Genomic DNA, 26,588 nt, shown 5'->3' on the forward strand with positions numbered 1-26,588 from the left:
GGCGCAGGTACAATGGCCGGGTTTCCCGTCCTGCAGCAGCCCCATGCAACTGATCGATATCGGCGCCAACCTCACCCACGATTCCTTTGATCGCGACCGCGACGCCGTGCTGGCGCGTGCGCGCGAGGCGGGGGTGGTGCAGATGGTGATCACCGGCGCCAGCCGCGAGCATTCGCCGATGGCGCTGGATCTGGCCCGCCAGCATCCGGGGTTCCTGTACGCGACCGCTGGCGTGCACCCGCACCATGCGGTGGAATACACCGACGAATGCGACGCGGAAATGCGCGCGCTGCACGCCCATGCCGAGGTGGTGGCGGCAGGTGAGTGCGGGCTGGATTACTTCCGAGATTTCTCGCCGCGCCCGGCGCAGCACCGTGCCTTCGAGCGCCAACTGCAGCTCGCCGCCGAGAACGGGAAGCCGCTGTTCCTGCACCAGCGCGACGCCCATGCCGATTTCATGGCGCAGATGAAGAATTTCGACGGCAAGCTCGGCCCGGCGGTGGTGCATTGCTTCACCGGCGAGCGCCAGGAACTGTTCGATTATCTGGACCAGGACTGGTACATCGGCATCACCGGCTGGTTGTGCGATGAACGCCGCGGCGCGCACCTGCGCGAGCTGGTCAAGCACATCCCGGCCAACCGGCTGATGATCGAGACCGACGCACCGTACCTGCTGCCGCGCACGCTCAAGCCACTGCCGAAGGACCGTCGCAACGAGCCGATGTTTCTGTCGCACATTGTTGAAGAGCTGGCCCGTGATCGTGGGGAAGACGTGGCGACCACGGCAGCCAACGCGACGGCGGCTACGCGCGCGTTCTTCCGGTTGCCTGACGCGGCCTGAGAGGCTGGGTACCGACCGTGGGTCGGTACGCGTGTCGGGCCGCGCATTGGTGCACCGCACCCACGACCAACGGTCGTGGGCTACCGTAGCGCGGGGCGTCCGTCGCCGTGGGCCCACGCGTCGTCCAGCCCTTCGCGGTAGGTCGTGAAGCGTGGCTGCCACTGCAATGCGGCGCGCGTGACGCGGCCATCGATGCGCTTGTTGCTGGTGTAGAAGCGGCGCAGTGAGGCGGCCACCTCGGGTGCGTCCCACGCCTGCACGACGGGCAGCGGCAGCCCACTCAGCGCCGCCGCGTAGGCCACCACGTCCTGCGGCGGCGCTGGTTCGTCATCGCTGAGCAGATGGAGGGCATGGCCTTCGGCCTGCTGCATTGCCGCCAGCACCGCGCTGGCCAGATCCTCCACATGCAGCCGGTTGAACACCAGCCCCGGCCGCACGACATGCCTCGCCTTGCCCTGCGCCAGCTGGACCAGTGCATTGCGCCCGCGCCCGTACAGGCCAGGCAGCCGGAACACCGCCGAGGCGATGCCGCGGGCCTGCGCGACGGCCTGCCACTGCTGTTCCGCGTGCAGGCGTTTCAAGGCGGTCTCATCGGTCGCATCGGCGGTGGATGTCTCGTTGACCCAGCCGCCAGCGCGGTCGGCATACACCGCAGTCGAGGAGAGATAGCCGACCCAGCGCAGGGCAGGGCTGTCACTCAGCGCATCGGTGAGCAGGCGCAAGGCCGGGTCGCCCTCCGCATCGGGTGGCACGGCGCAGACGATGGCCTCGGCCGTGCGGATTGCCTCACACAGCTCCGCGCTGATCGGTTCGCCTGCAACCAGACGGTGGCGGAGCAGCCCATCCTCCGGCGCACTCGCCGGATCACGCACCGTGCCGCTGCAGGCCACGCCGTGCGCGTGCAGCAGCGCGGCCAGATGCCGGCCGCTGTAGCCCAGGCCCAGCACCAGCACGCGGGCGGGCAGCGCGGTAGGCATCGTGCTCAGGCGCTGCGCAGCTGCTGGTAGGCCTGCAGGTGCGCATAGGCCACCGCCAGCAGCGGCGCCGCCTGTCCGGCTGCGCGTGCACGCACCAGCATGTCGCCGACGATATGCCCGGCCTCCACCTGCTGGCCGGCCTCCAGATCGCGCAGCATCGAGGCCTTCAAGGACGAGCCGGCCTGGGTGGTTGCGGTCAGCGCGATCTCGCGCGCCTTGGCCGGGATCGGCTCGCCAGCCGCCTCGGCAACCGCCACGCATTCGTCGTAAAGGCCGCGCACGATCGCCGCACCGTCATCGGTGGCCACGATCGTGCCGACATCGGCGCGCATCAGGCAGGTCGCCGCCGCCAGCGTGGTCAGGAAGGTGTACTTGATCCACTGCTCCTGCCCGATGGCATCGCTGGCGACGTGGTCCACGCCCGCCTGTACGCAGGCCGCCGCCAGTGCCAGCACGCGCGCGCTGCTGCCGGTGCCGTCGCGCTCGCCAAAGGTCAGCTTGGCCGCCGGCGCCAGATGCACCACCGCGCCATCGGCGGCCTTGGTCGCGCTGATGAAGCACAACCCGCCCAGCACCGCGTCGCGGCCGAAGCGCGCATCGAGATCGGCGTAATGGCGCAGCCCGTTGAGGATCGGCAGCACCGTGGTGCGTGGGCCGACCGCCGGGGCGATCGCTTCTATCGAACTGGCCAGGTCGTAAGCCTTGCAGCTCAGGATCACCAGGTCGAACGGTTCAGCGCTCGCCAGTGCGGGCAGCGCCTCGGCGGTGACGTGCTGGACCGGGAACGCCGCGTCGCCCCGCGGGCTGCGGAGCACCAGCCCTGCCGCGTCCAGCTGCGCAGCGCGGGCCGGGCGCACCAGGAAGGTCACGTCGACGCCAGCCTGGGCCAGGCGACCACCGAAGTAACCACCGGTCCCACCGGCGCCGAGAATCAGGATGCGCATCAGCTGCGCATCCCCACACCACGCTTCAGCAGCCACAGCGCCAGCGCGGTCAATGCGACCACGAAGCCGATCATCAGCGCGTAGGCCACCCACAGCGGCACGTCGCTGGTGCCCAGCAGGCCGTAGCGGAATGCGTTGACCATGTAGAAGATCGGGTTGGCATGCGTGGCCGCCTCGGCCCACGTCGGCAGCAGCTTGACCGAATAGAACACGCCGCCCAGGTAGGTCAGCGGGGTCAGGATGAAGGTCGGCACGATCGCCACGTCATCGAACTTCTTGGCGTACACCGCGTTGATGAAGCCGGCCAGCGAGAAGATCGTCGCGCCCAGCAGCACCGTGGTCAACGTCACCAGCGGATGCGGGATGCGCACCGGGGTGAAGAACATGGCGATGATCAGCACGATCACGCCGACCATCATGCCGCGCAGCACAGCACCGGACACATAACCCCACAGGATCACCCAGTTCGGCATCGGGCTGACCAGCAGCTCTTCCACGTGGCGGCCGAACTTGGCGCCGAAGAACGAGGAGCTGATGTTGCCGTAGCTGTTCTGGATCACGCTCATCATCACCAGGCCCGGCACGATGAACTGCATGTAGCTGTAGCCGCCCATCTCGCCCACGCGCGAGCCGATCAGCCCGCCGAAGATCAGGAAGTACAGGGTCATGGTGATCGCCGGCGGCACCAGGGTCTGGCCCCAGATGCGCAGGATGCGCGCCACTTCACGGCGCACGATGGTCATCAGGGCGATGCGGTTGCGCTGGCCGTCGGTCAGGACCGGGGTCGGGGTGCTGCTCATGCCACATTCTCCTGGTTGCCGGTGAGGCGCACGAACAGCTCCTCCAGGCGGTTGCTCTTGGTCCGCATCGAACGCACCCGGATGCCGGCGGCGTTCAAGGCGTCAAACACCCGGTTGAGGTCCATCGCGCGCGGCATGTCCACATCCAGCGTGTGGCTGTCGGTGGCGATCAGGATGGCGCCTTCGATCTCCGGCAGCTGGGCTGGCAGGCTGCCGTCGATGTCGAACAGGAAGCCTTCCACGTCCAGCTTGGCCAGCAGTTCGCGCATCGGGCCCTGGGTGACGATCTGGCCGTGGTTGATGATGGCCAGGTTCCGGCACAGGTGCTCGGCCTCTTCCAGATAGTGCGTGGTCAGGATGATCGTGGTGCCGGCGGCGTTGATCTCCTTGAGCACGCGCCACATGTCGCGGCGGATCTCGATGTCCACGCCAGCGGTCGGCTCATCCAGGATCAGCAGGCGCGGGCGGGTCATCATCGCGCGGGCGATCATCAGCCGGCGCTTCATGCCGCCGGACAGGGTGCGGCTCATCACCTGGGCCTTCTCCCACAGGTGGGCGCGTTTGAGCTCTTCTTCGGCCATCTTCTCCGCCTCGGCACGCGCCACGCCATAGAAGCCGGCGTAGTTGACCAGGATGTCGAAGGGCTTTTCAAACAGGTTGAAGTTGATCTCCTGGGGGACCAGGCCGATCAGGCGCATGGTGGCGCTGCGGTTGCGCACCAGGTCGCTGCCGAATACCTCCACCTGGCCTTCGCTCAGGTTCACCAGCGAGCTGATGATGCCGATCAGGGTCGACTTGCCGGCGCCGTTGGGGCCCAGCAGGGCGAAGAAGTCGCCCGGGGCCACGTCCAGGGAGACGCCCTTCAGCGCCTGGGTGCCGTTGTCATAGGTTTTGCGGAGGTCACGCACCCGCAGGGCGGGCGCGGCGGTGGGCGCGGGGGTGTTCTGGGAAGCCAAGCTCTTGCCTTCGCGCCCATGGGCTGGCGCTGGATAGGGGCGGGGAGCGGCTATTATAGAAGACCCCGAGGGCTCGCCCCGGCTACACACTGTCCCGAAACGTCGTGCCTGCCCAATTCCCCCTAAAACTGGTCGACCGGCGCATGCTGGCGCCCACCATCGGCCATTACCAGTTCCTGCGTGATGACGGCCAGCCGCTGGATTTCCAGCCCGGCCAGTTCATCCAGGTCCATTTCGAGTACGCCGATGGCACCGCTACCAAGCGCAGTTATTCGCTGGCGACCATTCATGATCATGCCCTCGGCGCCGGTGACGCGGTCGATATCGCGGTCAGTTTCGTCCCCGGCGGTGCCGCCACGGCCCTGTTCGAGGGCCTGGACATCGGCGGCCACGTCAGCGCCAGCGGCCCGTTCGGCCGGTTCTGCCTGCAGCCGGGCGACCATAACGCCCGTTATCTGCTGATCGCCACCGGAACCGGGGTCACCCCGTACCGGTCGATGCTGCCGCTGCTGGCGACCGCCATGGCCGAGCGTGGCGTGGAGGTGGTCCTGCTGCAGGGTGCCCGCACGCCGGCCGAACTGCTCTACAGCGAGGACTTCTATGCCTTCGCGGCCGCCCATCCGGGCTTCCGCTACGTGCCGTGCCTGTCCCGCGAGCTGCCGGAGGACCCGCATCCGGACGTACGCCACGGCTACGTGCAACAGCACTTGGCCGAATTCGCTCCGAGCGCGGGCACCGACATTGCCTACCTGTGCGGCAACCCGGACATGGTCGATGCGACGTTCGAGGCGCTGAAGACGGCCGGGTTGCCGACTCCGCAGGTGCGGCGCGAGAAGTACGTCAGCAGCAAGTGACCGTGTCCGGCGGTCACGCCTGAGGGTGTGGGCGCCCAGCGGCGTCGGCCTGCGGCTGGCGGTAAGATGCGCCGCGTCCCCCCGGCCTGACTGCCACGATGCTCTTGGACTTCCCCACCATCGCCGTGCTCGGCTTCCTGCTGTGCCTGGGCATCGCCATGGGCTTTTCGCTGCTGTTGCTGGTGCTGCGGCGGCAGCCCGCGCTGCGGCTGTGGACGGCGAGTCTGTGGTTGTTGTCAGTCAGCCTGACGCTGGTCGCAGTGCGCCCCTATCTCCCACCGGTCTCCGGGATCCTGGCCAGCAATGTCGCAGTCGCGCTGTCTGGCGTGCTCATGCTGTACGGCGTGGCGCGCCATCTCGGCCATCGCCTGCCGCCCTGGCAGCCCGTGGTGCTGTGCCTCAGCTACCTGGGCGCCATCACGTTCTTCCTGCTGGTCCATCCCAGCCTGGTCATCCGGCTGCATGTCTTCAGCGTCTTCGCGGTGCTGCTCAACGGCTGGATGACGTGGTTGCTGCTGCGCCAGGCGCCCCCCGCGCAGCGCACCAGCTGTCGGTTGGCGGCGGCCGTGTTTGGCGCGCAGACCCTGCTTTATCTGATCCGCCTGTTCCTGCCCGTCGCGCCGGATGCGGGCGATGACATCATGCGCGCCGGGTCGCCGGTATTCGCCACGTACCTGATCGGCCTGATCCTGGAACTGGCCCGGTGTTTCGCGCTGGTGCTGCTGCTGGTGGAACGGATGCTGGTCGATCTGCAGCGGCTGGCGCGTACCGATGTGCTGACCGGTCTGCTCAACCGCGGTGCGGTACTCGCTGATGGAGCCAACCTGCTCAGCAGCGTGCGCCGCGCCCCTCGACCGCTGGCGCTGTTGCTGCTGGACGTGGACCACTTCAAACAGATCAACGACCGCTGGGGCCATCTGGCCGGCGACGCGGTCCTGCGGCGTATCGCGGATGTACTTGCCGGCTGCGTGGCCGACCGCGAGCATCTGCTGGGACGCTATGGTGGCGAGGAGTTCATTGTGTTGCTGCCCGGTGCGGATGCCGCCGGGGCGATGCAGTACGCCGATCGGATCCTGCATGCGCTGCGCGCCTCGCCGGCCCTGATCGACGGTGTGCCGGTGCCGGTCACGGCGAGCATCGGGCTGGCCATCGATCGCCGTGGCGACATCGCGCGTCTGCTGGGCGATGCCGATGCGGCGCTGTACCAGGCCAAGGCCGAGGGTCGCGACCGGACCGTCATGTCGGGACCGGCACAGCGCCGCTGACGGATATCGTCGGGGTGGGTCCGCTCCGATGCCTGCGCGCCCGGTCACATCCGCGCCGCCCGGTCGTCATGGCATGCTGAGACCCTTAACTCCAGGACGAGATCGACCATGCGACTTCCCTGCCGTCCCCTGGCCAGCGCAGCAGTCCTGCTGCTGGCTGCCTGCCAGGCTGCCCCGGAGGCGACGCCCAAAGCGGCAGAGCGCCTCTACGGGACGCTGGCATTCCAGCCCTGCACCCTGACCAGCGCACAGGCCAGCGCGAATGTCGAAGCCCAATGCACCACGCTGCAGGTGCCGGAGAACCCGGCGGCACCGGACGGTCGCAAGATCGGCTTGAACATCGCCTGGCTGAACGCCGGCAACGATGGCGCGGGCAACGGCGACCCCGTCTTCTTCGTCGCCGGTGGCCCGGGCCAGGCCGCGACGGATGTTGCCGCACCGGTCAACATGGCACTTCGTGACGTGCGCAAGCAGCGCGACATCTTCCTGATCGATCAGCGCGGTACCGGCAAGTCCAATCCACTGACCTGCCTGGATGCGCAGGGCAAGGAACTGCCGCTGGACGAGAACGCGGCGCCCAGCACCACGCTGATCGAGGACTACGCCCGCCAGTGCGCGCAGTCGCTGACCGGCCGCGCCGACACCCGCTTCTACACCACCACCGAGGCCATCGGTGATCTGGATACGGTGCGTAAAGCGCTCGGGGTGGACAAGGTCAACCTGGTCGGTGGCTCTTATGGCACCCGCGTGGCGCAGCAGTATGCCGCGCGCTATCCGCAGCACACCCGTACGGTGGTGATCGATGGCGTGGTGCCGAACGACCTGGTGGTCGGCGGTGATTTCGCCAACACCTTCGAAGATGCGATCACCCTGCAGTCGGCGCAGTGCCGCCAGGATCCGATCTGCGCCAAACGCTTCCCGGTGGATACCCGTACGCAGCTGCGCAACGTCATGGCGACCCTGGCCAAGGCGCCGGTCGAGGTCGACTACCGCAACCCGGGCACCGGTCAGGCAGAGCATGGCGTGCTGACCGCCGATTCGGTCACTGCCCTGGCGTTCATGTTCTCGTACATGCCCGAGCTGTCCTCGCTGCTGCCGGTCATGCTGGATGAAGCTGCACAGGGCCGTTATGCGCCGCTGATGTCGCTGAGCAAGATGGCCAGCCGCACCCTCGGCGTGCAGATGAACCGTGGCATGCAGTGGTCGGTGCTGTGCGCCGAAGATGCCGATCGCTACCAGGAAGGTGCGCAGGGCGACCGCGTGCTGGGCCCGGAAGTGGCGCGCATGTTCTTCGCGGCATGCCCGGCCTGGAATGCCGGTTCGCGACCGAAGGATTTCACCGCGCCGTTCGCTTCGTCGCTGCCGGTGCTGCTGCTGTCGGGCCAGTTCGATCCGGTCACACCGCCGCGCTACGCCGAGCAGGTGGTCAAGCAGCTGCCCAACGGCCGTCACCTGCTCGCCAAGGGGCAGGGCCACGGCACGATCAACGCCGGCTGCATGCCACGCATCCTCGGGCAGTTCATCGACACGGCGGATGCCAAGTCGCTCGATGCCACCTGCCTGGATACCCTCAGCCCGGTGCCCGCCTTCACCTCGTTCAACGGGTGGGCCCCATGAACCGTACTTCGTACCGCACCGGGGAGGTGCGCGCATGATCGTCGCCGAGAATCTGCATAAAGCCTTCAAGACCAAGACCGGCCTGATCCAGGCCGTCCAGAACGTGGGCTTCCACGCCGAAGACGGCCGCATCACCGGCCTGCTCGGCCCGAACGGTGCCGGCAAGACCACCACCATGCGCATGCTGTACACATTGATGGCGCCCGATCAGGGCCGCGTGCTGGTGGATGGCATCGACGCGGCGGTGGACCCGGTCGCGGTGCGTCGCCAGCTGGCGGTGCTGCCGGACGCGCGCGGGGTGTACAAGCGCCTGACCGCGCGCGAGAACATCGCCTACTTCGGCCAGCTGCACGGCCTGAGCGCGGCGCGGATCCGTGAGCGCACCAAGGTGCTGTCCACGGCGCTGGAGATGGACGACATCCTCGACCGTCAGACCGAAGGCTTCTCGCAGGGCCAGCGCACCAAGACCGCGATCGCCCGCGCCCTGGTGCACGACCCGCGCAATGTGATCCTGGATGAGCCCACGAACGGGCTGGACGTGATGACCACGCGCGCGCTGCGCGGGTTCCTGCGGGGACTGCGCGACGAGGGGCGCTGCGTGATTTTCTCCAGCCACATCATGCAGGAGGTGGCTGCGCTGTGTGACCACGTGGTGATCATCGCCCAGGGCACGGTGATGGCGGCCGGCAGCGCCGATGAGCTGCGCGCACAGACCGGGGAAAGCAACCTGGAAGATGCCTTCGTCAAGGCGATCGGTACCGAAGAAGGATTGCACGCATGAGTTCGTTCGCCACGCTGTTGACCGTGATGCGCAAGGAACTGCGCGATCTCTCCCGTGACCGCCGCACGCTCGCGCTGACGCTGCTGCTGGGGCCGCTGTTGTACCCGGTATTGATCCTGGGCATGAGCAAGCTGGCCGAAAGCCGGGTCAAGACGCAGATCGAGCAGCCGCTGGAAATCCCGATGATCGGCGGCGAGCATGCCCCCAATCTGGTGCGTTTCCTGGCATCGCAGGGTCTGAATGCGACCGAGGCACCGAAAGACCTCACCGAGGCGATCCGCAGCCAGCGGATTGATGTGGCGCTGCGCATCAGCCCGGAATTCGGCAAGGACTGGGCCGACGGCCGCCCGGCGCTGGTGGAGATCATCAAGGACAGCACCCGCCGCGCCGCCGATATTCCCAGCAGCCGCCTGGAGGCGGCACTGGGCGGCTACAGCCAGCAGGTCGGCGCCCTGCGCCTGCTGGCGCGCGGTATCGATGCACAGGTGGCCCGACCGCTGGACGTTGCCGCTCAGGACCTGGCGACGGCCGAAGCCAAGCGCGGGATGATGCTGTCAGTGCTGTTGCCGATCCTGCTGACGATCACCTCGTTCCTGGGCGGCGCCTACCTGGTGATGGATACCACGGCCGGCGAACGTGAGCGGCAATCGCTGGAGCCGCTGCTCGCCACCCCGGCACCGCGCAGTGCGATCGTCAGCGGAAAGATCGCTGCGGCCTGCGCTGTCGGTGTAGCGTCGCTGTTGCTGACGCTGGCGGCCTTCAAGATCAGCGCGCAGCTCTCTTCCGGCGGGGTAGGCCGGCAGCTCAACATGGGCTTCGTGCCGATGCTGCAGATGCTGCTGATCATGCTGCCGATGCTGTTCATCGGCACCTCGCTGCTGACCTTCCTCTCGGCGGCCGCCAAAAGCATGAAAGAAGCCCAGAGCCACATGACCTGGCTGATGCTGCTGCCGATGCTGCCGGGGTATGCGCTGATGGTGTACCCGATCAAGAGTGAGCTGTGGCAGTTCGCGGTGCCATTCCTGGCGCAGAACCAGATGCTGCTCAAGATCATCCGCCACGAAGCGATCAGCCCGCAGATGTGGGCGGTCTACCTCGGCGCGGGCTTCGGGCTGGCGGCGCTGTTCTGGTATGCGGCGGTGCGTCGCTACCATCAGGAACGGTTGGCGATTTCGGGGTGATCCACGAGGGGCTCCGAAAGGGGCCCTTCTTCATAACAGGGACGGAGGTAGTTAATTCGGTGGGTGTCAGGTGGTTCCGGCACGCTGACCGATAGTCTGCTAGTCGCCCGTCTCCTTGACCGGTCTTCCCGTAGGCCTGCAGACCACGGACCTCTGCAATGCCCGCCCAACCATGTCTTGGAAGCGCGGGCTGCCCAACGCGCGCTCCTGCGCGACGTAGGTCACGATCCGCTCTCGTTCGTCTGGTTGAATGCTGGCCCGCAGCCATTCGCTGTAGGCATTCGCACGTGCTTGCGGCGTCGGGCCCAGGAGGGTGTAGCAGGGATGTGGTGTCAGCATCGGGTTGTGCTCAAGGCCGAGGTACACCCGAACGCTGGACCATCGATATTCCTCTGGAAACGCCACCATCGCGGCCCGTACCGGATTCAGCTCGATGTAGCGATGCACCATCAACAGGTAACCATCGGAATCCACCAGACACGACTTGAAACGGCCCTCCAGCAGCGTCCCGCTGCGCACATGTCGCTTGTTGAAGTACTGCACATAGTTCTGCCCACACTGCCGCATGGCCGGGGCCAGCCCCTCTGCTGTAGACGGTGTGATCAGAAGATGGACGTGATTGCCCATCAGCACGAACGCGTGAATGGCAACCGCCTGCTTGCGGCAGGCATTGCGCAACAGGCGCAGGTAGTGATGCCGGTCTTCATCGTCGATGAACAGTGCAGCGCGATTGACCCCACGTTGTATGACGTGAAGCGGGATGCCAGGGAGAACCAAGCGAGCGGAACGGGGCATGGTCGGCAACGTTGATGGCGAACCGTTACCTTGCAGACCCACGAAGGTAAAAGAGCTAGGCCTGTGGTGCACGCAGCCGTAGGAGAAGCGCGCTTAACTACCTCCGCCCCTGTTATTAACTACCCCCGTCCCCGTTAAAGGAAAGGCCCGGATCGCTCCGGGCCTTTCCTCAACCAACGTGACGCCGCGATCAGCCGCCTTCCGGCGCGAAGGCAAGCGTACGGCGCGTTGTGACCGGTGCACCCACCGGCTCGAACTTCCAGCGCTTGACCGCGTTGAGTGCTTCGCGATCGAACACGCGGGCCGGAGTGGCGCGCAGCACGCGGGCAGCGGTCACCGAGCCGTCGGTGCCGACCGTCAGCTCGACCAGGACTTCGCCGGAGGTGCCCGAGCGCAGGGCGTCGGCCGGGTAGCGCGGGGCGGGCGTGCTGACCGGGCGCAGGCTCGGCGCGACGGCGGCCTGGCGGGTGGCCGCGGCCTGCTGGGCAGCCGCCTGCTGCTGGCGCTGTTCGGCCTCGCGACGGGCGGTGGCCTGGCGCTCGGCATCCTGCGTATCACGGCGCGCGGCCTCCTGCTGCGCGGCGATCTGTCGCGCGGCCTCGGCTTCGGTGGTCTGCTGCTGCGCCAGGCGCTGTTGTTCAACCAGCTGCTTGGCGCGGGTCTCGGCGTCCTTCTTGACCTTGTCGGTCTCTTCCTGGGTTCGCTTGAGCGCGGTCTGCATGCTGCCGCTGATGCCCTGCTTAAGGCGCGGCAACGCCGGGGCGGTCGGGTCGACTTTCTCGATCAGCGCGACCAGGCGCTGGGTTTCGGCGAAGTCCTCGCGGCCCAGGTTCTGCTCGGCGGCGATCAGGGTGTAGGGCAGCAGATCGGTCAGTGCGCTCTTGACCGAGGCGTCATCCGGCGTCTTGTCGCGGAGCGCCAGGTAATACTCGATGGCATTGTCGCCGGCCGGGGCGTACATGCGGTTCTCGCGCAGCGCCTTGCTGGCCAGCTCGCGCAGTTCCTCGGTGCCCATCGACTGGACCTTGGCCGACACCGCTGGTGCGGCCGGGGCAGCAGTGGGGGCCACAGGGGCCGCCGGCGTCGCCGGTGCGGTCTCGTCCTTGCCCGAGCAGGCGGACAGGGCCACCAGCAGGATCATCGGCGCGAACAGCCGCGCCGGGCCATGAGTCTTGACGTGCGACATCCAACTCCCCTTTGAAGACGACGATACGTAGGGCCTGATGCGGTCAGGCCGACCGAAGGCCGTGGACGTTTCCCGACGTCCACGGCGGACCCGCAGGTGTGCAATCTAGCATCACCCGCCCGGCCCGGGGGCCAGGCGGTCAGGGCAGGGGGCATCCTCACCGATGCCGCCGCTGCCGGGCAAGCCTCAGTGCGACAGTGTCTTGCTGGGCGTGCCGTTCATCAGCTTGTCGGTGTAGGCGATGCCGATCGCCGACAGGATGAAGGCGGCATGGATGATGGTCTGCCACATCACGCCGGTGGAGGTGAGGGGCGCGCACTTGAAGGCGGCCGCAGCGCTCGGACCGACCGTGCTGATGGCGGTCTGCACCGCCAGGATGTAGTCGGGGCTGTTGCACGACGGCAGGCCGTCCAGAGTACCGGCCGCGATGAAGGTCTTGAGCAGGTGGATCGAGGAGATGCCGATGATCGACAGCGCCAGCTTCACCTTCAGCACGCTGGCGTTGACGTGGCTCAGCCACTCCGGCTGGTCGGGGTGGTTCTCCAGGCGCAGGCGGGATACGAAGGTCTCGTAGCCGCCCACGATCACCATCACCAGCAGGTTGGAGATCATCACCACGTCGATCAGGCCCAGCACCAGCAGCATGATCTCCTGCTCGCCCATGCTGTTGGCCTTGTGCAGCAGGTGCCAGAGTTCCTTGCCGAACAGGAACACGTAGACGCATTGCGCCAGGATCAGGCCCAGGTACAGCGGCAGCTGCAGCCAGCGCGAGGCGAAGATCAGGGAGGACAGGGGACTGATGGGGGTCTGGGTCGAGCTCATGCTGGAATGCTGCGTTGCGGGGACGGCGCAGCGTAACGGTCCGGCTTGACCCTGCCAAGCCGAGTGACGGACTAGACTCGGGATTCCCTCTTCGCGAGCGCCGTCGCCATGATCGATCTGTACTACTGGCCTACCCCCAATGGCCACAAAGTCACGCTGATGCTGGAGGAAACCGGGCTGCCGTACCGGATCCAGCCGGTGAACATCGGCGCCGGGGACCAGTTCACGCCCGCCTTCCTGGCGATCTCACCCAACAACAAGATGCCGGCGCTGGTCGACCACCAGCCCACCGACGGCGGCGCCCCGCAAAGCGTGTTCGAGTCCGGCGCGATCCTGCTGTACCTGGCCGAGAAGACCGGTCGCTTCCTGCCGGCCGACACCCGCGGCCGGGTGGCCGTTCTGGAATGGCTGTTCTGGCAGATGGCCGGGCTCGGCCCGATGAGTGGGCAGATGGGCCATTTCAACGTCTACGCGCCCGAAAAGATTCCCTATGCGATCGAGCGCTACAACAACGAAGTGCGCCGCCTGCACGGGGTGATGGACAAGCGCCTGGCCCAGACCGCCTATCTCGGCGGTGAGGCGTACAGCATCGCCGACATGGCCAGCTACCCGTGGATCGGGGCCTACGACAAGCTCCCGGTGGACGTTGACGCCTTCCCGAACCTCAAGCGCTGGCATGACGCGATCGCCGCCCGTCCGGCCACCCAGCGCGCGTATGCCCTGCGCGAGAAGGTGAATCCGCAGGCCGGCAAGCCGCTCAGCGAGGAAGAGCGCAAGCACCTGTTCGGCCAGCGCTGACGCGGTGGTCGCTTGCCCGGTCGTGCCGGCCGCTGGCCGGCTCTCCGGCGCGGTCGGCGCGGCCTGGAACCGGCCAGCTCCCGGCACGACCGGAACGGTTTTGGTTAGGATGAAGCGTTCCCCGTGCCGTTTTCCTGGCCGGGGACTGCCCAGACGCTGCCGGAACCCTCCATGCGCCACCTGTTTGCTTCGCTCGCCCTGATGCTCGCCTCGACCTCGCTCGCCCACGCTGAAAAACTGACCCTGGATGCCATCACCGGCCCGCTGCCGTTGTCCGGCCCGACCCTGATGAAACCCAAGGTGGCCCCGGACGGTTCGCAGGTCAGCTTCCTGCGCGGCAAGGATGCGGACCGCAATCAGCTGGACCTGTGGGCGTACGACATCGCCAGCGGCCAGACCCATCTGCTGGTGGATTCCAAGGTGGTGCTGCCCGGCACGGAAACCCTGAGCGACGCCGAAAAGGCCCGCCGCGAGCGCCAGCGCATCGCCGCGATGACCGGCATCGTCGATTACCAGTGGTCGCCGGATGCGCGCACCCTGCTGTTCCCGCTCGGCGGCGAGCTGTACCTGTACGACCTGAGCAAACAGGGCAAGGCCGCGGTGCGCCAGCTCACCCACGGTGAAGGCTTCGCCACGGATGCCAAGCTCTCGCCCAAGGGCGGCTTCGTCAGCTTCGTGCGCGCCCGCAACCTGTGGGTGATCGACCTGGCCAGCGGCCAGCAGATCCAGCTGACCGGCGATGGCAGCGACACCATCGGCAACGGCGTGGCCGAGTTCGTCGCCGATGAGGAAATGGACCGCCACACCGGCTACTGGTGGGCGCCGGATGACTCGGCGATCGCCTTCGCCCGCATCGACGAATCGCCGGTGCCGGTACAGAAGCGCTACGAGATGTATGCCGACCGCACCGAGATGATCGAGCAGCGCTACCCGGCCGCCGGCGACCACAACGTCACCGTCAAACTGGCGGTGATCGCGCCGCGCCGGAACGCCACGCCGCGCTGGATCGACCTGGGCCGCAACCCCGATATCTATCTGGCCCGCGTCGATTGGCGCGACCCGAAGTATTTGACGTTCCAGCGCCAGTCGCGCGACCAGAAGACGCTCGAACTGATCCAGACCGAGCTGGCCAGCGGCCAGCAGCGCACGCTGGTGACCGAAACCTCGCCGACCTGGGTGCCACTGCACAACAGCCTGCGCTTCCTCAAGCAGGGTGGTTTTGTGTGGTCGTCCGAGCGCAGTGGTTTCGAGCACCTGTACCGCATCTCCGATGACGGCAAGACCGTCACCGCACTGACCGCCGGCAACTGGCCGGTGGACGAACTGCTGGCCGTGGACGAAGACGCCGGCAAGGTCTACTTCCGCGCCGGCATGGACGGCCCGCGCGAAAGCCAGCTGTACGCCGTGTCGTTGCAGGGCGGTGCGCCGCAGCGCCTGTCGCAGACCCCGGGCATGCATACCGCCAGCTTCGCGCGCAACGCCAGCGTCTACGTGGACAGCTGGTCCAACACCACCACGCCGCCGCAGATCGCGCTGCACCGTGCCAACGGCGAGAAGATCGCGACCCTGGTCGAGAACAATCTTGAAGACCCGGCGCATCCGTACGCGCGCTATCTCGATGCGCAGCGCCCGGTCGAGTTCGGCACCCTGACCGCCGCCGACGGCAAGACCGAGCTGCATTACAGCCTGATCAAGCCGACCGGTTTCGATCCGGCCAAGCGCTACCCGGTGGCGGTGTACGTCTACGGCGGCCCGGCCTCGCAGACGGTCACCAACAGCTGGCCCGGCCGTGGCGATCACCTGTTCAACCAGTACCTGGCCCAGCAGGGCTACGTGGTGTTTTCGCTCGACAACCGCGGTACCCCACGCCGCGGCCGTGATTTCGGCGGTGCACTGTACGGCGTGCAGGGCACGGTGGAAGTGGCTGACCAGCTGCGCGGCGTGGCTTGGCTGAAGCAGCAGGCGTGGGTCGATCCGGCGCGCATCGGTGTGCAGGGCTGGTCCAACGGCGGCTACATGACCCTGATGCTGCTGGCCAAGGCCTCGGACAGCTATGCCTGTGGCGTGGCCGGTGCACCGGTGACCGATTGGGGCCTGTACGACACCCACTACACCGAGCGCTACATGAACTTGCCGGGCAACAACCCGAAGGGCTACGAGGAAGCGCGCGTGCTGGCGCATATCGACGGCCTGCGCTCGCGACTGCTGCTGATCCACGGCATGGCCGATGACAACGTGCTGTTCACCAACTCCACCGTGTTGATGAGTGCGTTGCAGAAGCGCGGCCAGCCGTTTGAACTGATGACCTATCCCGGTGCCAAGCACGGTCTGTCGGGCAGCAATGCGCTGCACCGCTACCGCCTGGCCGAGGATTTCCTGGGGCGCTGCCTGGCGCCCTGATCCGCCGTTCCTGCCACCGGCCTGACAAGGAGTTTGCCGATGACATTGCCGCCTGCACTTCCCGGTACCACCGTGCGCACCGGTTGGTGGCGCCGCCACTGGCGCTGGGCCATGCCACTGGCAGTGGTGGTCGGCATTGCGGCGGCAGCGGGCGCGGTGTGGTTCGCGCTCTCCCAGTGGGCGTACTGGAGCAAATCCAGCACGCCCTACCAGGAGGCCATGCGCCGCGCACGTTGCAACATCGAACTGGTCGAGGCCCTCGGTGAGCCCCTGCGCGATGGTTACCTGCCCGCCGGCTCGATGCATTCCAACGGACAGAGCCAGTTCGTGATCGGGGTGACCGGCCCACAAGGGAAGGGCCGCCTGTTCCTCAATGCCAAGCGCAGTGGCGAGCACTGGGACTACCCGATGCTGTACGTGGTCACCGATGCCAACGAGGCCATCGATCTGACCGCGCTGGATGACGCCGAGGCCGCCGAGCGCTGCGCGCTGGCCGAGTGCCGGGCCAAGGGCGAGTGCCCACCGTCGCCCGCCTCGCTGGGCGTCTGAGCACGGCATGACCTCCGGCCGATTGCCGCGCCGGGCGTGAGTGCGTAGGGTCGCAGGCATCCTGCCCTGGAGTTCCTGCATGAAGCCGCTTGTCCTCGCCGTCGCGTTGGCCCTGTCCGTTCCCGCCGCACTGTCGGCCCCGCCGGCCCTGGCCGCCCCGGCTGCCGCCAAGCCCGCCGCCTCGCCGGCATGGGTCACCCGCAGCAACACGCTGGCGCAGATCCTGCTCGATGCGCAGGGCCCGTTCCAGCCGGAAGAGACCGGTTTCTTCGGCGTGCCGGGCTATGACGACAAGGTGGCCGACTTCGGCCCGGACAATGGCGCCCGCTACCGCGCGGCGATGGCCAAGGCGCGCAGTGAACTGCAGGCCAAGCTCGCCACTGAGCGTGATGCCAACGTCCGCCAGGACCTGGCGATCATGATCGCTGCCGCCGATCAGAACATCGAAGGCAGCGAACTCAACGAGAAGTACCTGCTGCCGTGGAGCGATACCCCGCAGACAGTGTTCAGCGGCCTCAACCTGCTGCTGTCCGATCAGGTGCCGGCCGAGCGCCGGGCCAAGGCGCTGGATCGCCTGAAGGCCTACGCCGGGCTTGCCCCGGGCACGCAGCCGGTGACCACCCTGTCGCGCCAGCGCTATGAAGAACGCCTGGGCGACAAGACCCTGCTGCAGCCGACGAAGATCGAAGTCGAGCAGTCGCTGGCCAATGTGGACACCTACATCACCGGCATCGAGCAGCTGTTCGGCAAGTACAAGGTGGCCGGCGCCGAGCAGGCGCTGCAGGCCATCGCCAGCCAGCTGCGCGAGTACCGCGACTGGACCCGCCGTGAGGTGCTGCCCAAAGCCCGCGCCGATGCGCGCCTGCCCGAGCCGCTGTATGCCTACCAGCTCAAGCGCGTGGGCATCGACATCGCCCCGGCGCTGTTGATGCAGCGGGCCCAGTTGGAATTCATGGAAACCCGCTCGGCGATGCGCCAGCTGGCGCCGCTGGTGGTGCAGGCCAAGGGCCTGAAGGTCACTGACAGCACCGATCCGGTGGCCGTGGTGCGTGCGCTCAAGGGCGACAAGATCCCCGACGATCAGCTCGAGCACCACTACCGCGGCGTGATCGATGCGATCGACCCGATCATCCGCAAGGAAAAGATCGTCGATGTGCCGCAGCGCCCGATGCAGATGCGCCTGGGCTCGGCCGCCGAAAGCGCCGCCTCGCCGGCACCGCATTTCCTGCCGGCGCCGCTGGTCGGCAATACCGGGCAGCAGGGCACCTTCGTGTTGCCGCTGGGCAACCCGGCCGCCGGCGACAAGGCCGCGCAGTACGACGATTTCAACTTCGGCTCCGCCGCCTGGACGCTGAGCGCGCATGAAGGCCGACCGGGCCACGAACTGCAGTTCACCGCGATGGTCGAGCGCGGCATCTCGCTGGCCCGCACGATGTTCGCCTTCAATTCGGTCAACGTGGAAGGCTGGGCGCTGTATGCCGAAGCGGAGATGGTGCCGTACGAGCCGCTGGACGGTCAGCTGATCGCGCTGCAGTTCCGCCTGCTGCGGGCCGCGCGCGCGATGCTGGACCCGATGCTCAACCTGGGTCAGATCGACCGGGCCAACGCCGAGCGCGTGCTGATCGATGAGGTCGGCCTGTCCAAGGCGATGGCCACGCAGGAGCTGGACCGCTACATGGTGCGCATGCCCGGCCAGGCCGGCAGCTACTTCTACGGCTACACCCGGATTCTTGAGCTGCGCATGCAGACCGAGCTGGCGCTGGGCGATCGCTTCGACCGGCTGGCGTTCAACAACTTCCTGCTCGACCAGGGCCTGCTGCCGCCGGACCAGCTGGCCAAGGCCGTCAACGACGTGTTCGTGCCGAAGTACAAAAGCGCGGCCAAGCGCTGACGCGTTTGCGGTAGGCACCGACCGTTGGTCGGTGCGCTGTTCCAGCAGCCACGACCAATGGTCGTGGCCTACCGCGGTATCTGTTACCGCAGCGCTCTTTACCGCTGCGGCGTGATCGTCTGCGTCGGCAGGCGCGGCGCCGGCGGCGGATTTGGCACCCAGATCGCCACACCGGCCGCGCGCTTCTGCGTGGTCGGGATGCCGATGCCGACGCCACCGCCCACGTGCGAGCCATAGCTGCCCGCGCCGACGGACATGCCCACCGGCGAGCCGCTGGAACCCACGCCCATCAGGATCACGCCGTTGGCACCAAGGGCGGCCGCTTCACGCTTGAGCCGCATGACGGCGGCATCGGTCTGGCCCTGTGTGCCGAAACCGACTGCACTGGCCGATTCGAGCTGGGCGATTTCCTGCGACCCCGCCGGCGGGGTGGAGTAGATCTGCACCGTGGCCGGATCGACCGGCGCACGCGCCTGGCCGAGCATGACCTTGGAGGTGCTGGCGCAGCCGGCGCTGAGCAGCGCCAGGCCCAGCAATGCAGCGCATCGGATGTTCATGGCGTTACCCCTGTGTGTGATGGCTGGGATGATCGGCGCTGGTGACTGAATCGGTCCCAACCCCTGCCAGCGCACCCTAGCACCGCCCCGGTGAGGCCCCCGCCAACGGCGTCTCGCTGCCGCTTGCGCCTGCGCCGGGAACCGCTATGGTGGGCCACGCATTCACCTCAAGGAGCCGGGCATGGGATTGATCAGTCTGTTGTGGGGCATCGTCGCGCTGCTCTGGATGATTGTGGCCCTGATCCCGCTGCTGGGCTGGGGCAACTGGTTCCTGATCCCGTTTGCCGCGGTGGGCGCGGTCATCGCGGCCATCGGCATCCTGTTCACCCACGCCAGCAAGCGCGGCCGGGCCTGGACCGGGCTGGTGCTCAACGGCATCGTGGTGGTGGTGGGTGTCGTGCGGCTCGGGCTGGGTGGCGGCATCATCTGAGCGGCCCGTGCGCGGCCCGGGTGCGACCGACCGTCGCAGCTCACGGCCGCCCGGCACCATCGGCGTAGAATGACCGGCTGCCGCATCCGGCTCCGCCGGCGGTCCTCGCCCGTCCGGGCGCTCTCCCTGCACCGATGATCATTCGTCCTCGTCCCCACGGCTGGCAACTGCTCTACATCCTGCGCGGCTCCATCGTTCCGGCGGTGGCTCCGAAGGTCGTGGCGATCCTGCTGCTGTCGGTTGCGGTCGCGGCCCTGGCCGAGCTGTGGCACCCGCCGGGCATCGAGCGCGTGTCGGTGGCACCGTTCACGCTGCTGGGCCTGGTGCTGTCGATCTTCCTCAGCTTCCGCAACAACGCCTGCTTCGAGCGCTGGTGGGAAGGCCGAAAGCTGTGGGGCCAGCTGATCTATGAATCACGCAGCCTGGCACGCCTGTGTCAGGCGCTGTTGGTTGACGATCCCGCGCTGCGCGACCGCGTGTGCCGGCTGTGCATCGGCTTCGCGCATGCGCTGGCCGCCCGCCTGCGTGGCCGCGACATGATGCTGGCGGCACTGCCGTGGGTGCCGGAGGCCGACCGCGCGCGGTTCGGCCAGCGCCTCAATGCACCGGATCAACTGTTGGCGATGATCGCTGCCGATCTCGCCCAGGCACTGCGCGCCGGTCAGCTTGATCCGTACCTGTACACCCAGTTCGAAACACGCCTGCATGCGCTGTCCAGCATCCAGGCCGGTTGCGAGCGCATCCTGACCACGCCGCTGCCGTTCGCCTACACGCTGCTGCTGCACCGCTGCGCATGGCTGTTCTGCGTGCTGCTGCCGTTCGGCCTGGCCAGCTCGCTGGGCTGGGCAACGCCGGTGGTCTCGGCCGTGCTGGCCTATGCGTTTTTCGGCCTGGACCAGCTCGGTGAGGAGATGGAAGAGCCGTTCGGGCTGGAATCCAACGACCTGCCGCTGGATGCGATGGTGCGCACCGTCGAAATCGATCTGCTCGACAGCCTGGGCGTCCAGCCGCTGCCCGAGCCCCTGCAACCGCGGCAGTACCTGCTGCAGTAATTCCTGCACTCTTTCCTGCATTCCGTTCCGGAGTTCCTCATGGCACACCCCGACTATCGCCCCCGCCGCATGCGTCACGACGAGTTCTCGCGCCGTTTGATGCGCGAGAACACGCTGACCACCGACGACCTGATCTACCCGGTGTTCGTGCACGAGCTGGCGGGTCGCGCGCCGGTGGCCTCGATGCCGGGCGTGGAGCGGCTGTCCATCGACGAGCTGCTCAAGGTGGCCGAAGAAGCGCTGGAACTGGGCATCCCGGTGATCGACCTGTTCCCGGTGATCGATCCGGCCGGCAAGTCGCTCGATGCCGCCGCGGCGTGGGATGAGAACGGTCTGGCACAGCGCGCCATCCGCGCGGTGAAGTCGCGCTTCCCGGAGCTGGGCGTGATGACCGACGTCGCGCTGGATCCGTACACCACGCACGGCCAGGACGGCATCATCGATGACAAGGGTTACGTGCTCAACGACATCACCGTGGAGGCACTGGTCAAGCAGTCGCTGTCGCACGCCGAAGCCGGCGTGGACATCATTTCGCCCTCGGACATGATGGATGGCCGCATCGGTGCGATCCGCCGTGCGCTGGATGCCGCCGGCCACGTCAACGTGCGGATCATGGCCTACTCGGCCAAGTACGCCTCGGCGTTCTACGGTCCGTTCCGCGATGCGGTCGGCAGCTCCACCGGCCTCGGCAAGGCGGACAAGAAGACCTACCAGATGGACCCGGCCAACGGCGACGAGGCCATGCGCGAGATCGCGCTGGATCTGGAAGAAGGCGCGGACATGGTGATGGTCAAGCCGGGCATGCCCTATCTGGACCTCGTACGCCGGGTGAAACAGCAGTTCGGCGTGCCGACCTTCGCGTATCAGGTCAGTGGCGAGTACGCGATGATGAAGGCGGCCTTCGCCAATGGCTGGCTGGACGAACGGGCCTGCGTGATGGAGTCGCTGATCGGCTTCAAGCGTGCCGGCGCCGATGGCGTGCTGACCTATTTCGCCCCGCAGGTGGCGCGTTGGCTGCGCGAACGCTGACAATACGCGCCCACCCCGATACAGGACGACGATGATGCAGACGATGGGATGGCTACAGTGGGTGACCTGGACGGCCGGCGTGCTCGCCTTCGCCGTGGTCATCGGGCTGGTGATCCGTGGCGTGCGCCGCGCTGCGCGGCAGGCGCCGGAGCAACCCTCCGCCGCCGCCCGCATCGCCCGTGAGGCGCAGCTGTCGCCCGCCTTGCAGGCGCAGCTGGCGGCATTGAACCAGCGCAAGGATCACGGCGAGATCAGCGAGGCGCACTACGAGCAGCTGCGCGCGGAGCTGCTGCAGGGCCATTGACGCTGGGCGGCGCCGCCTCCACGGGGAGAGCCACGCCACGCGTGGCTGCCTTGCGGCGACCGCAGCGTCAACCGCAGCCAGTACCCTGCGGCACCGACGGCTTCTTGATCCGGTACAGATCCAGCCCGCCGGCACGCGGTGCGCGTGCCATGCCAGCCAGGACCATCTCCGAAGGTTTTGACGCGTCCACCACCGGCGCGCCGGTCTGGCCGTCGGCGGTGTTGAACGACAGCGTCAGCGGCACCGCCGCCTGGCGGTGATCGCAGCTCGCCAGCAAGACCTGCGAATGCCCCTCGCTCGCGCGGGTGAAGGCCAGCGCGTGCGCATTGTCCAGCCACGCGGCCCCGAGTTCATCGGCGGCCGTATTGAGCGGGGCCGGCAGGGCCTGCGCGCTGCCGAATCCCTCGCCCTGCACGGGCGCCAGATACAGATCGAAGCCGCCCTGGGTGGGCGTGCCATTGCGCGAGAACAGCAGCGTGCGTCCATCCGGGCGCAGCGCAGGTGCACGTTCGTCGGCGCGGGTGTTGAGCGCCGGCAGGGCCTGCGCGGTCCCGAGGGTGCCGTCGGTGGCCACCGGGGCACGGTACAGATCGAAGCCGCCCTGGCCGCCGCGGCGGTTGGAGGCGAAGTACAGCCAGCGGCCATCGTGGCTGAAGTACGGGTCGCGCTCGTCGTTGGCGCTGTTGAGCGCGAGCGGGGCAGGGTCCTGCCAGCGCCCCTCGCGCAGCACCGCCTGCCACAGGTCCCAACCCCCGTGTCCGCCGGCGCGGTCGCTGGCCCACACGATGCGCTGGCCATCCGGCGCGATCGTGGCCTGGGCTTCGTTGGCCTTGGTCGAGACCACGCCCATGCCCTCGATGCCGAATTCGGAAAGCGCCATCGCGGCGGGTGTGCAGAGTAAACTGGCGCTCAGCGCGAGCAGAGACAATGGAATGCGCATCATCGCGTCCGTTGGGGTTTGCGTTCCATTCTAGGCCCGGAGCAGGAAACCCATGACCGACCGTTACGCCGTATTCGGCCAGCCCATCGCGCATTCGCAGTCGCCGCACATCCATGCCACGTTCGGCCGGCAGGAAGGACTGGCGCTGGACTACCGCGCGATCGAGGCATCGCCGGGCGAGTTCCTGGCGGCCCTGGACGCCTTTGCCACCGAGGGTGGCGTGGGCGCCAACATCACCGCGCCGCACAAGGAAGCCGCCTTCGCGCTGTGCACCACGCTGACCTCGCGCGCGCGCCGCGCCGGTGCGGTCAACACGCTGCTGCGCAAGGGTGACCGCTGGCACGGCGATACCACCGATGGCATCGGCCTGGTCCGGGATCTCACCGACCGCCACGGCCTGGACCTGCGTGGCCGCCGCACCCTGTTGATCGGCGCGGGCGGCTCGGCCCGCAGCGTGGCCCCGGCCCTGCTGGATGCCGGCATCCTGGAGCTGGTGGTGGTCAACCGCACCCCCGAGCGCGCCGACGCGCTGATCGATGCAATGGGCGAGCCGGGCCGCGCCATCACCCGCTACTGGGAAGACATCCGCGAGCTGGGCGATTTCGAGCTGATCATCAACGCCACCTCGGCCGGCCGCGACCGCGCTGCGGAGTTCAAGCTGCCGTTGTCGCTGGTCAACAGCATGACCACCGCGGTCGATCTCAACTACGGCGAGGCCGCGATTGCCTTTACCGCGTGGGCGCGCTCGGCGGGGTGCCGCAACATCGTCGATGGCCTGGGCATGCTGGTCGAACAGGCCGCCGAGAGCTTCCTGCAGTGGCACGCGGTGCGCCCGCAGACCGATGCCGTCTACACCGAGCTGCGCACCCAGCTGGCCCCGCTGGCCGGCGAGGACTGAGCCGGTGGACATGGATCTGCTGATCTCGATGCTGACCATGGTGGGCGTGCGCCTGCCGGTGCTGATCGCGCTGGCAATCGCCGTGGTCTGGGTGGTGGATACCCCGCGCGGCGCGATCCGCAGCGTGGCCCTGGGTGCGCTCGGCGTGATGGCGCTGACCACCCTGGCCGGCCTGGTCCTGAACCTGGTGCCGATGTGGATGGTGCAGCAGGGCAACTACGAGAACCTGCAGCTGATGTCCAAGCTGCTCGGTGCCGGCCACTTCGCACTCAATCTGTTCGAGGCCCTCGCGCTGGTGCTGCTGGTCTGGGCGATGACCCGCGCGCTGCGCGGCCGCGCCGTTCCACCCGCTGCGCCGCTGCCGCCACGCTGAGCGGGTGCAGCCGCCTGTCGCGGCCCACAGTATTGGCGTGGGCCGCGTCACGGATATGAACCGGCGCGGAAAATGGCGCCGGTCACGGCCCCCGGGTCGTGAGAAAATGGGGGCCGTGATCCAGTCAGGCAGTCCCCCGGCGTGACCGAAAAAGTTGAAGCTCCCCGCGCCCTGAACGACGAGCTCAAGGCCGGCATCCGCGACGCCTACGCCAAGCTGCAGGCCAATACGCCCGGCTTCAGTACCCGGCGCTCGCAGAGCCAGATGATCGGTGTGGTGTCGCGTGCGCTGTCGCACAGCGGCGGCGTCGGCGTGGTCGAAGCGCCCACCGGCGTCGGCAAGTCGCTGGGCTACCTGACCGCCGGCGTGCCGATCGCGCTGGCGACCAAGAAGAAACTGGTGATCAGCACCGGCACCGTGGCGCTGCAGTCGCAGCTGGTCGAGCGCGACATCCCCAATTTCCTCAAGGCCACCGGCATTGAAGCCACCGTGGCGCTGGCCAAGGGCCGCACCCGCTACCTGTGCACCCGCAACGCGGCCGAGGCGCATGGCGATGGCGCGCAGGAAGGCATGTTCGACGACGAACAGCCGTTGTTCGACCGGCCGTTGGCGCCGATCGAGATGGACCTGGCGCAGTCGCTGAGCAAGGCCTTCCTGGAAGGCCGCTGGAACGGTGACCTGGACAACGCGCCGGAAACGATCAGCAATACCCTGCGCTCGCGCATCACCACGCCGGCCTCGGGCTGCGCGGGGCGCAAGTGCGCCTACTCGGCGCAGTGCGCGGTGCTGCGCTCGCGCAACACCGTGCGCGAGGCGCAGATCGTGGTGACCAATCACGCGCTGCTGTTGTCGGCGCTGTCGATCGGCGAGAGCGACAACGGCCAGCCGCTGATCGCGCCGCCCTCGGACATGCTGCTGGTGCTTGATGAAGGGCACCACATCGGCAACGTCGCCATCGACCAGGGCGCGGCCAGCCTCGCGCTGGACGAAATGGCCAAGCGCACCGGCCGCCTGCAGGTGCTGATCGCCGCGTCCTACCGCGCGGTGGACAAGGACAAGCTGGGCAACCTGCTACCCAATGAGGCCATCGAAGCCGCCGCCAAGGTCAGCAAGCAGCTCAAGGCCTTCCGCGATGTGATCGACCGCAGCTGGCGGCCGGACCCGGCCGCGCAGGAGCCGATGTGGCGCGCTCCGAATGGCCGCTTGCCGGACATCTGGATGCCGGATATCGAGGCCATCGCCGACGACACCCGCGCGCTGTTCAACTGGGCGCACGCCGCGCTGACGCAGGTGGCCAAGGGCAAGCCCGAGGATGCCGCGCGCGAGCGCCTGCAGCGCAACCTCGGCATGGCGCTGGAGATGATCGAGCAGCAGCACAATCTGTGGAGCGGCTGGCGCCGCGAAGACAAGGAGGGCCAGCCGCCGACCGCGCGCTGGATCACCCTCTCGCGCGATGGCGACCTGGTCCTGCATGGCTCGCCGGTCTCGGCGGCGAACGTGCTGCGCAAGCTGCTCTGGGATGAAGTGGATTCGGTGGTGATGACCTCGGCCACGCTCACCGGCGGTGGCGATTTCCAGGCGCTGGCGATCGACAACGGCATTCCGGCCGAAGCCGAGATGGTCTCGCTGGCCTCGCCGTTCGATCTGCCCAACCAGGCCCAGCTGATCGTGCCGGCATTCCCGGTGACCCCGGATGACAAGGAAGGTCACCCCAGGGAAATCGCCAAGTACCTGGTCAAGGAGCTGGACTGGGGCAAGGGCAGCATCGTGCTGTTCACCTCGCGCTGGAAGATGGAAAAGGTGGCCGAGCTGATGCCGGCCGCGCAGCGCAAGCAGGTGCTGGTGCAGGGCGAGACCGCCAAGCAGAAGATGATCGACGAACACCTGCGGCGTACGTCGGCCGGCGAGGGCTCGGTACTGTTCGGGCTCAATTCCTTCGGCGAAGGCCTCGATCTGCCCGGCGAAGCCTGCACCACGGTAGTGATCACCCAGGTGCCGTTCGCGGTGCCGACCGATCCGCAGACCTCCACATTGAGCGAGTGGTTCGAGAGCCGCGGCCTGAATGCCTTCAACCTGATCGCTATCCCGCATGCGCTGCGCACGCTGACCCAGTTCTCCGGCCGGTTGATCCGCACCTCCACCGATACCGGCCGCGTGATCATCCTCGATTCGCGGCTGCTGACCCGCCGCTATGGCAAGCGCATCATCGATTCACTGCCGCCGTTCAAGCGCGTGATCGGGTAGCGGTACACGACACTTGCAACGGGGCATTGCGCTCCGAAACGGTAGAGCCACGCCATGCGTGGCTGCTCTCCGATCAGAACGCGCCGCAGCCTGAAACTGCACGC

General features: G+C 67.6%; 26 protein-coding genes. 17 read left to right on the forward strand and 9 right to left on the reverse strand.

The genetic code is table 11. From position 1 onward, the window contains the following. The first annotated feature begins 43 nt into the window (after positions 1 to 43). Positions 44 to 841 carry a TatD family hydrolase gene (locus tag K4043_RS06370; protein ID WP_265308638.1) on the forward strand — a complete coding sequence of 266 codons (798 nt, stop codon included), beginning with the start codon at positions 44 to 46 and terminating at the stop codon, positions 839 to 841. A gap of 80 nt (positions 842 to 921) precedes the next feature. Here K4043_RS06370 and K4043_RS06375 read toward each other — a convergent pair whose 3' ends face one another. From K4043_RS06375 to K4043_RS06390, 4 genes are read right to left on the reverse strand one after another with little or no spacing between them, the layout of a single operon-like run. Continuing rightward, on the reverse strand, positions 922 to 1,818 hold the full coding sequence (locus K4043_RS06375) for an NAD-dependent epimerase/dehydratase family protein (protein ID WP_265308639.1): 897 nt from the start codon (positions 1,816 to 1,818) through the stop codon (positions 922 to 924). Between the two features lie 5 nt (positions 1,819 to 1,823). Further along, a complete protein-coding gene (gene panE / locus K4043_RS06380) occupies positions 1,824 to 2,762 on the reverse strand; it encodes a 2-dehydropantoate 2-reductase (RefSeq protein ID WP_265308640.1) in 939 nt (312 codons plus the stop codon). Continuing rightward, positions 2,762 to 3,562 (reverse strand): ABC transporter permease, encoded by an 801-nt coding sequence (locus tag K4043_RS06385; protein ID WP_123729863.1) that lies wholly within the window; start codon positions 3,560 to 3,562, stop codon positions 2,762 to 2,764. Before K4043_RS06385 ends, panE begins: the two co-directional genes overlap by 1 nt. Continuing rightward, positions 3,559 to 4,518, reverse strand: coding sequence for an ABC transporter ATP-binding protein (locus K4043_RS06390; protein WP_123729864.1), 960 nt, complete (start codon positions 4,516 to 4,518; stop codon positions 3,559 to 3,561). Before K4043_RS06390 ends, K4043_RS06385 begins: the two co-directional genes overlap by 4 nt. 104 nt (positions 4,519 to 4,622) lie before the next feature. On the opposite strand from K4043_RS06390, the gene K4043_RS06395 reads away from it, so the two are divergent. The 5 genes from K4043_RS06395 to K4043_RS06415 all read left to right on the forward strand — a co-directional run bounded on the left by K4043_RS06395 (position 4,623) and on the right by K4043_RS06415 (position 10,216). Continuing rightward, positions 4,623 to 5,372: a ferredoxin--NADP reductase gene (locus tag K4043_RS06395; protein WP_123729865.1), complete on the forward strand. Its 750-nt coding sequence runs from the start codon at positions 4,623 to 4,625 to the stop codon at positions 5,370 to 5,372. 98 nt (positions 5,373 to 5,470) lie between these two features. Then, positions 5,471 to 6,637 (forward strand): GGDEF domain-containing protein, encoded by a 1,167-nt coding sequence (locus tag K4043_RS06400; protein ID WP_123729866.1) that lies wholly within the window; start codon positions 5,471 to 5,473, stop codon positions 6,635 to 6,637. 108 nt (positions 6,638 to 6,745) lie between these two features. Continuing rightward, positions 6,746 to 8,254, forward strand: a complete 1,509-nt coding sequence (locus K4043_RS06405; protein WP_265308641.1) for an alpha/beta hydrolase — start codon at positions 6,746 to 6,748, stop codon at positions 8,252 to 8,254. A 34-nt stretch (positions 8,255 to 8,288) separates the two neighbouring features. Next, positions 8,289 to 9,035 carry an ATP-binding cassette domain-containing protein gene (locus K4043_RS06410; protein WP_123729868.1) on the forward strand — a complete coding sequence of 249 codons (747 nt, stop codon included), beginning with the start codon at positions 8,289 to 8,291 and terminating at the stop codon, positions 9,033 to 9,035. After that, the gene (locus K4043_RS06415; protein ID WP_123729869.1) at positions 9,032 to 10,216 is read left to right on the forward strand and encodes an ABC transporter permease; all 1,185 of its coding nucleotides are present in this window, start codon (positions 9,032 to 9,034) and stop codon (positions 10,214 to 10,216) included. Before K4043_RS06410 ends, K4043_RS06415 begins: the two co-directional genes overlap by 4 nt. 99 nt (positions 10,217 to 10,315) lie before the next feature. Here K4043_RS06415 and K4043_RS06420 read toward each other — a convergent pair whose 3' ends face one another. The 3 genes from K4043_RS06420 to K4043_RS06430 form a co-directional block, all read right to left on the reverse strand. Continuing rightward, a complete protein-coding gene (locus K4043_RS06420; protein WP_265308643.1) occupies positions 10,316 to 11,011 on the reverse strand; it encodes a transposase in 696 nt (231 codons plus the stop codon). Positions 11,012 to 11,201: 190 nt separating this feature from the next. Then, positions 11,202 to 12,197: an energy transducer TonB gene (locus tag K4043_RS06425; RefSeq protein WP_265308644.1), complete on the reverse strand. Its 996-nt coding sequence runs from the start codon at positions 12,195 to 12,197 to the stop codon at positions 11,202 to 11,204. Positions 12,198 to 12,383: 186 nt separating this feature from the next. Next, the gene (locus tag K4043_RS06430) at positions 12,384 to 13,019 is read right to left on the reverse strand and encodes a TIGR00645 family protein (protein WP_123729872.1); all 636 of its coding nucleotides are present in this window, start codon (positions 13,017 to 13,019) and stop codon (positions 12,384 to 12,386) included. 108 nt (positions 13,020 to 13,127) lie between these two features. Between K4043_RS06430 and K4043_RS06435 the strand changes: the two genes are divergently transcribed. The 4 genes from K4043_RS06435 (at position 13,128) to K4043_RS06450 (ending at position 18,657) form a co-directional block, all read left to right on the forward strand. Next, positions 13,128 to 13,817 carry a glutathione S-transferase N-terminal domain-containing protein gene (locus K4043_RS06435; RefSeq protein WP_265308645.1) on the forward strand — a complete coding sequence of 230 codons (690 nt, stop codon included), beginning with the start codon at positions 13,128 to 13,130 and terminating at the stop codon, positions 13,815 to 13,817. Between the two features lie 171 nt (positions 13,818 to 13,988). Beyond that, positions 13,989 to 16,217, forward strand: coding sequence for a S9 family peptidase (locus K4043_RS06440; RefSeq protein ID WP_123729874.1), 2,229 nt, complete (start codon positions 13,989 to 13,991; stop codon positions 16,215 to 16,217). A 39-nt stretch (positions 16,218 to 16,256) separates the two neighbouring features. After that, a complete protein-coding gene (locus K4043_RS06445) occupies positions 16,257 to 16,766 on the forward strand; it encodes a cytochrome c oxidase assembly factor Coa1 family protein (protein WP_123729875.1) in 510 nt (169 codons plus the stop codon). Between the two features lie 79 nt (positions 16,767 to 16,845). Beyond that, positions 16,846 to 18,657, forward strand: a complete 1,812-nt coding sequence (locus tag K4043_RS06450; protein ID WP_265308646.1) for a DUF885 domain-containing protein — start codon at positions 16,846 to 16,848, stop codon at positions 18,655 to 18,657. Between the two features lie 98 nt (positions 18,658 to 18,755). Here the strand turns inward: K4043_RS06450 and K4043_RS06455 are convergent, their stop codons facing one another. Further along, the gene (locus K4043_RS06455) at positions 18,756 to 19,214 is read right to left on the reverse strand and encodes a hypothetical protein (RefSeq protein WP_019185443.1); all 459 of its coding nucleotides are present in this window, start codon (positions 19,212 to 19,214) and stop codon (positions 18,756 to 18,758) included. 181 nt (positions 19,215 to 19,395) lie between these two features. Here K4043_RS06455 and K4043_RS06460 point away from each other — a divergent pair, with 181 nt between their 5' ends. The 4 genes from K4043_RS06460 (at position 19,396) to K4043_RS06475 (ending at position 22,029) form a co-directional block, all read left to right on the forward strand. After that, positions 19,396 to 19,644, forward strand: coding sequence for a hypothetical protein (locus K4043_RS06460; protein WP_123729878.1), 249 nt, complete (start codon positions 19,396 to 19,398; stop codon positions 19,642 to 19,644). A 134-nt stretch (positions 19,645 to 19,778) separates the two neighbouring features. After that, positions 19,779 to 20,696, forward strand: coding sequence for a bestrophin family ion channel (locus K4043_RS06465; protein ID WP_123729879.1), 918 nt, complete (start codon positions 19,779 to 19,781; stop codon positions 20,694 to 20,696). A 39-nt stretch (positions 20,697 to 20,735) separates the two neighbouring features. Further along, positions 20,736 to 21,725 (forward strand): porphobilinogen synthase, encoded by a 990-nt coding sequence (gene hemB / locus K4043_RS06470; RefSeq protein WP_123729880.1) that lies wholly within the window; start codon positions 20,736 to 20,738, stop codon positions 21,723 to 21,725. Between the two features lie 34 nt (positions 21,726 to 21,759). Beyond that, entirely contained in the window at positions 21,760 to 22,029 is a 270-nt protein-coding gene (locus K4043_RS06475; protein ID WP_260232237.1) for an SHOCT domain-containing protein, read from the forward strand. A gap of 67 nt (positions 22,030 to 22,096) precedes the next feature. Here K4043_RS06475 and K4043_RS06480 read toward each other — a convergent pair whose 3' ends face one another. Beyond that, complete coding sequence (locus K4043_RS06480) at positions 22,097 to 22,969, reverse strand: TolB-like protein (RefSeq protein WP_265308648.1); 873 nt, start codon at positions 22,967 to 22,969, stop codon at positions 22,097 to 22,099. Positions 22,970 to 23,021: 52 nt separating this feature from the next. On the opposite strand from K4043_RS06480, the gene aroE reads away from it, so the two are divergent. From aroE to dinG, 3 genes are all read left to right on the forward strand, one after another. Next, positions 23,022 to 23,867: a shikimate dehydrogenase gene (gene aroE, locus K4043_RS06485; RefSeq protein ID WP_123729882.1), complete on the forward strand. Its 846-nt coding sequence runs from the start codon at positions 23,022 to 23,024 to the stop codon at positions 23,865 to 23,867. A gap of 10 nt (positions 23,868 to 23,877) precedes the next feature. After that, positions 23,878 to 24,240 carry a hypothetical protein gene (locus K4043_RS06490; RefSeq protein ID WP_123729883.1) on the forward strand — a complete coding sequence of 121 codons (363 nt, stop codon included), beginning with the start codon at positions 23,878 to 23,880 and terminating at the stop codon, positions 24,238 to 24,240. 141 nt (positions 24,241 to 24,381) lie between these two features. Then, positions 24,382 to 26,484 (forward strand): ATP-dependent DNA helicase DinG, encoded by a 2,103-nt coding sequence (gene dinG / locus K4043_RS06495; protein WP_265308650.1) that lies wholly within the window; start codon positions 24,382 to 24,384, stop codon positions 26,482 to 26,484. The last annotated feature ends 104 nt before the right edge of the window (positions 26,485 to 26,588 follow it).

Origin of the sequence: Stenotrophomonas sp. SRS1, from assembly GCF_026130205.1 — a bacterium.
Classification (GTDB): domain Bacteria; phylum Pseudomonadota; class Gammaproteobacteria; order Xanthomonadales; family Xanthomonadaceae; genus Stenotrophomonas; species Stenotrophomonas rhizophila_B.

Bases quoted from the DNA above. Each gene is read 5' to 3' on its own strand.
- K4043_RS06375 (WP_265308639.1), bottom strand. From the start codon at position 1,818: ATGCCTACCGCGCTGCCCGCCCGCGTGCTGGTGCTGGGCCTGGGCTAC.
- K4043_RS06450 (WP_265308646.1), top strand. From the start codon at position 16,846: ATGAAGCCGCTTGTCCTCGCCGTCGCGTTGGCCCTGTCCGTTCCCGCC.
- K4043_RS06425 (WP_265308644.1), bottom strand. From the start codon at position 12,197: ATGTCGCACGTCAAGACTCATGGCCCGGCGCGGCTGTTCGCGCCGATG.
- K4043_RS06415 (WP_123729869.1), top strand. From the start codon at position 9,032: ATGAGTTCGTTCGCCACGCTGTTGACCGTGATGCGCAAGGAACTGCGC.
- K4043_RS06460 (WP_123729878.1), top strand. From the start codon at position 19,396: ATGGGATTGATCAGTCTGTTGTGGGGCATCGTCGCGCTGCTCTGGATG.
- K4043_RS06445 (WP_123729875.1), top strand. From the start codon at position 16,257: ATGACATTGCCGCCTGCACTTCCCGGTACCACCGTGCGCACCGGTTGG.
- K4043_RS06420 (WP_265308643.1), bottom strand. From the start codon at position 11,011: ATGCCCCGTTCCGCTCGCTTGGTTCTCCCTGGCATCCCGCTTCACGTC.
- K4043_RS06430 (WP_123729872.1), bottom strand. From the start codon at position 13,019: ATGAGCTCGACCCAGACCCCCATCAGTCCCCTGTCCTCCCTGATCTTC.
- hemB (WP_123729880.1), top strand. From the start codon at position 20,736: ATGGCACACCCCGACTATCGCCCCCGCCGCATGCGTCACGACGAGTTC.
- K4043_RS06490 (WP_123729883.1), top strand. From the start codon at position 23,878: ATGGATCTGCTGATCTCGATGCTGACCATGGTGGGCGTGCGCCTGCCG.
- K4043_RS06455 (WP_019185443.1), bottom strand. From the start codon at position 19,214: ATGAACATCCGATGCGCTGCATTGCTGGGCCTGGCGCTGCTCAGCGCC.
- K4043_RS06410 (WP_123729868.1), top strand. From the start codon at position 8,289: ATGATCGTCGCCGAGAATCTGCATAAAGCCTTCAAGACCAAGACCGGC.
- K4043_RS06400 (WP_123729866.1), top strand. From the start codon at position 5,471: ATGCTCTTGGACTTCCCCACCATCGCCGTGCTCGGCTTCCTGCTGTGC.
- K4043_RS06475 (WP_260232237.1), top strand. From the start codon at position 21,760: ATGCAGACGATGGGATGGCTACAGTGGGTGACCTGGACGGCCGGCGTG.
- aroE (WP_123729882.1), top strand. From the start codon at position 23,022: ATGACCGACCGTTACGCCGTATTCGGCCAGCCCATCGCGCATTCGCAG.
- K4043_RS06465 (WP_123729879.1), top strand. From the start codon at position 19,779: ATGATCATTCGTCCTCGTCCCCACGGCTGGCAACTGCTCTACATCCTG.
- K4043_RS06480 (WP_265308648.1), bottom strand. From the start codon at position 22,969: ATGCGCATTCCATTGTCTCTGCTCGCGCTGAGCGCCAGTTTACTCTGC.
- K4043_RS06370 (WP_265308638.1), top strand. From the start codon at position 44: ATGCAACTGATCGATATCGGCGCCAACCTCACCCACGATTCCTTTGAT.
- K4043_RS06385 (WP_123729863.1), bottom strand. From the start codon at position 3,562: ATGAGCAGCACCCCGACCCCGGTCCTGACCGACGGCCAGCGCAACCGC.
- K4043_RS06405 (WP_265308641.1), top strand. From the start codon at position 6,746: ATGCGACTTCCCTGCCGTCCCCTGGCCAGCGCAGCAGTCCTGCTGCTG.
- K4043_RS06435 (WP_265308645.1), top strand. From the start codon at position 13,128: ATGATCGATCTGTACTACTGGCCTACCCCCAATGGCCACAAAGTCACG.
- K4043_RS06440 (WP_123729874.1), top strand. From the start codon at position 13,989: ATGCGCCACCTGTTTGCTTCGCTCGCCCTGATGCTCGCCTCGACCTCG.
- panE (WP_265308640.1), bottom strand. From the start codon at position 2,762: ATGCGCATCCTGATTCTCGGCGCCGGTGGGACCGGTGGTTACTTCGGT.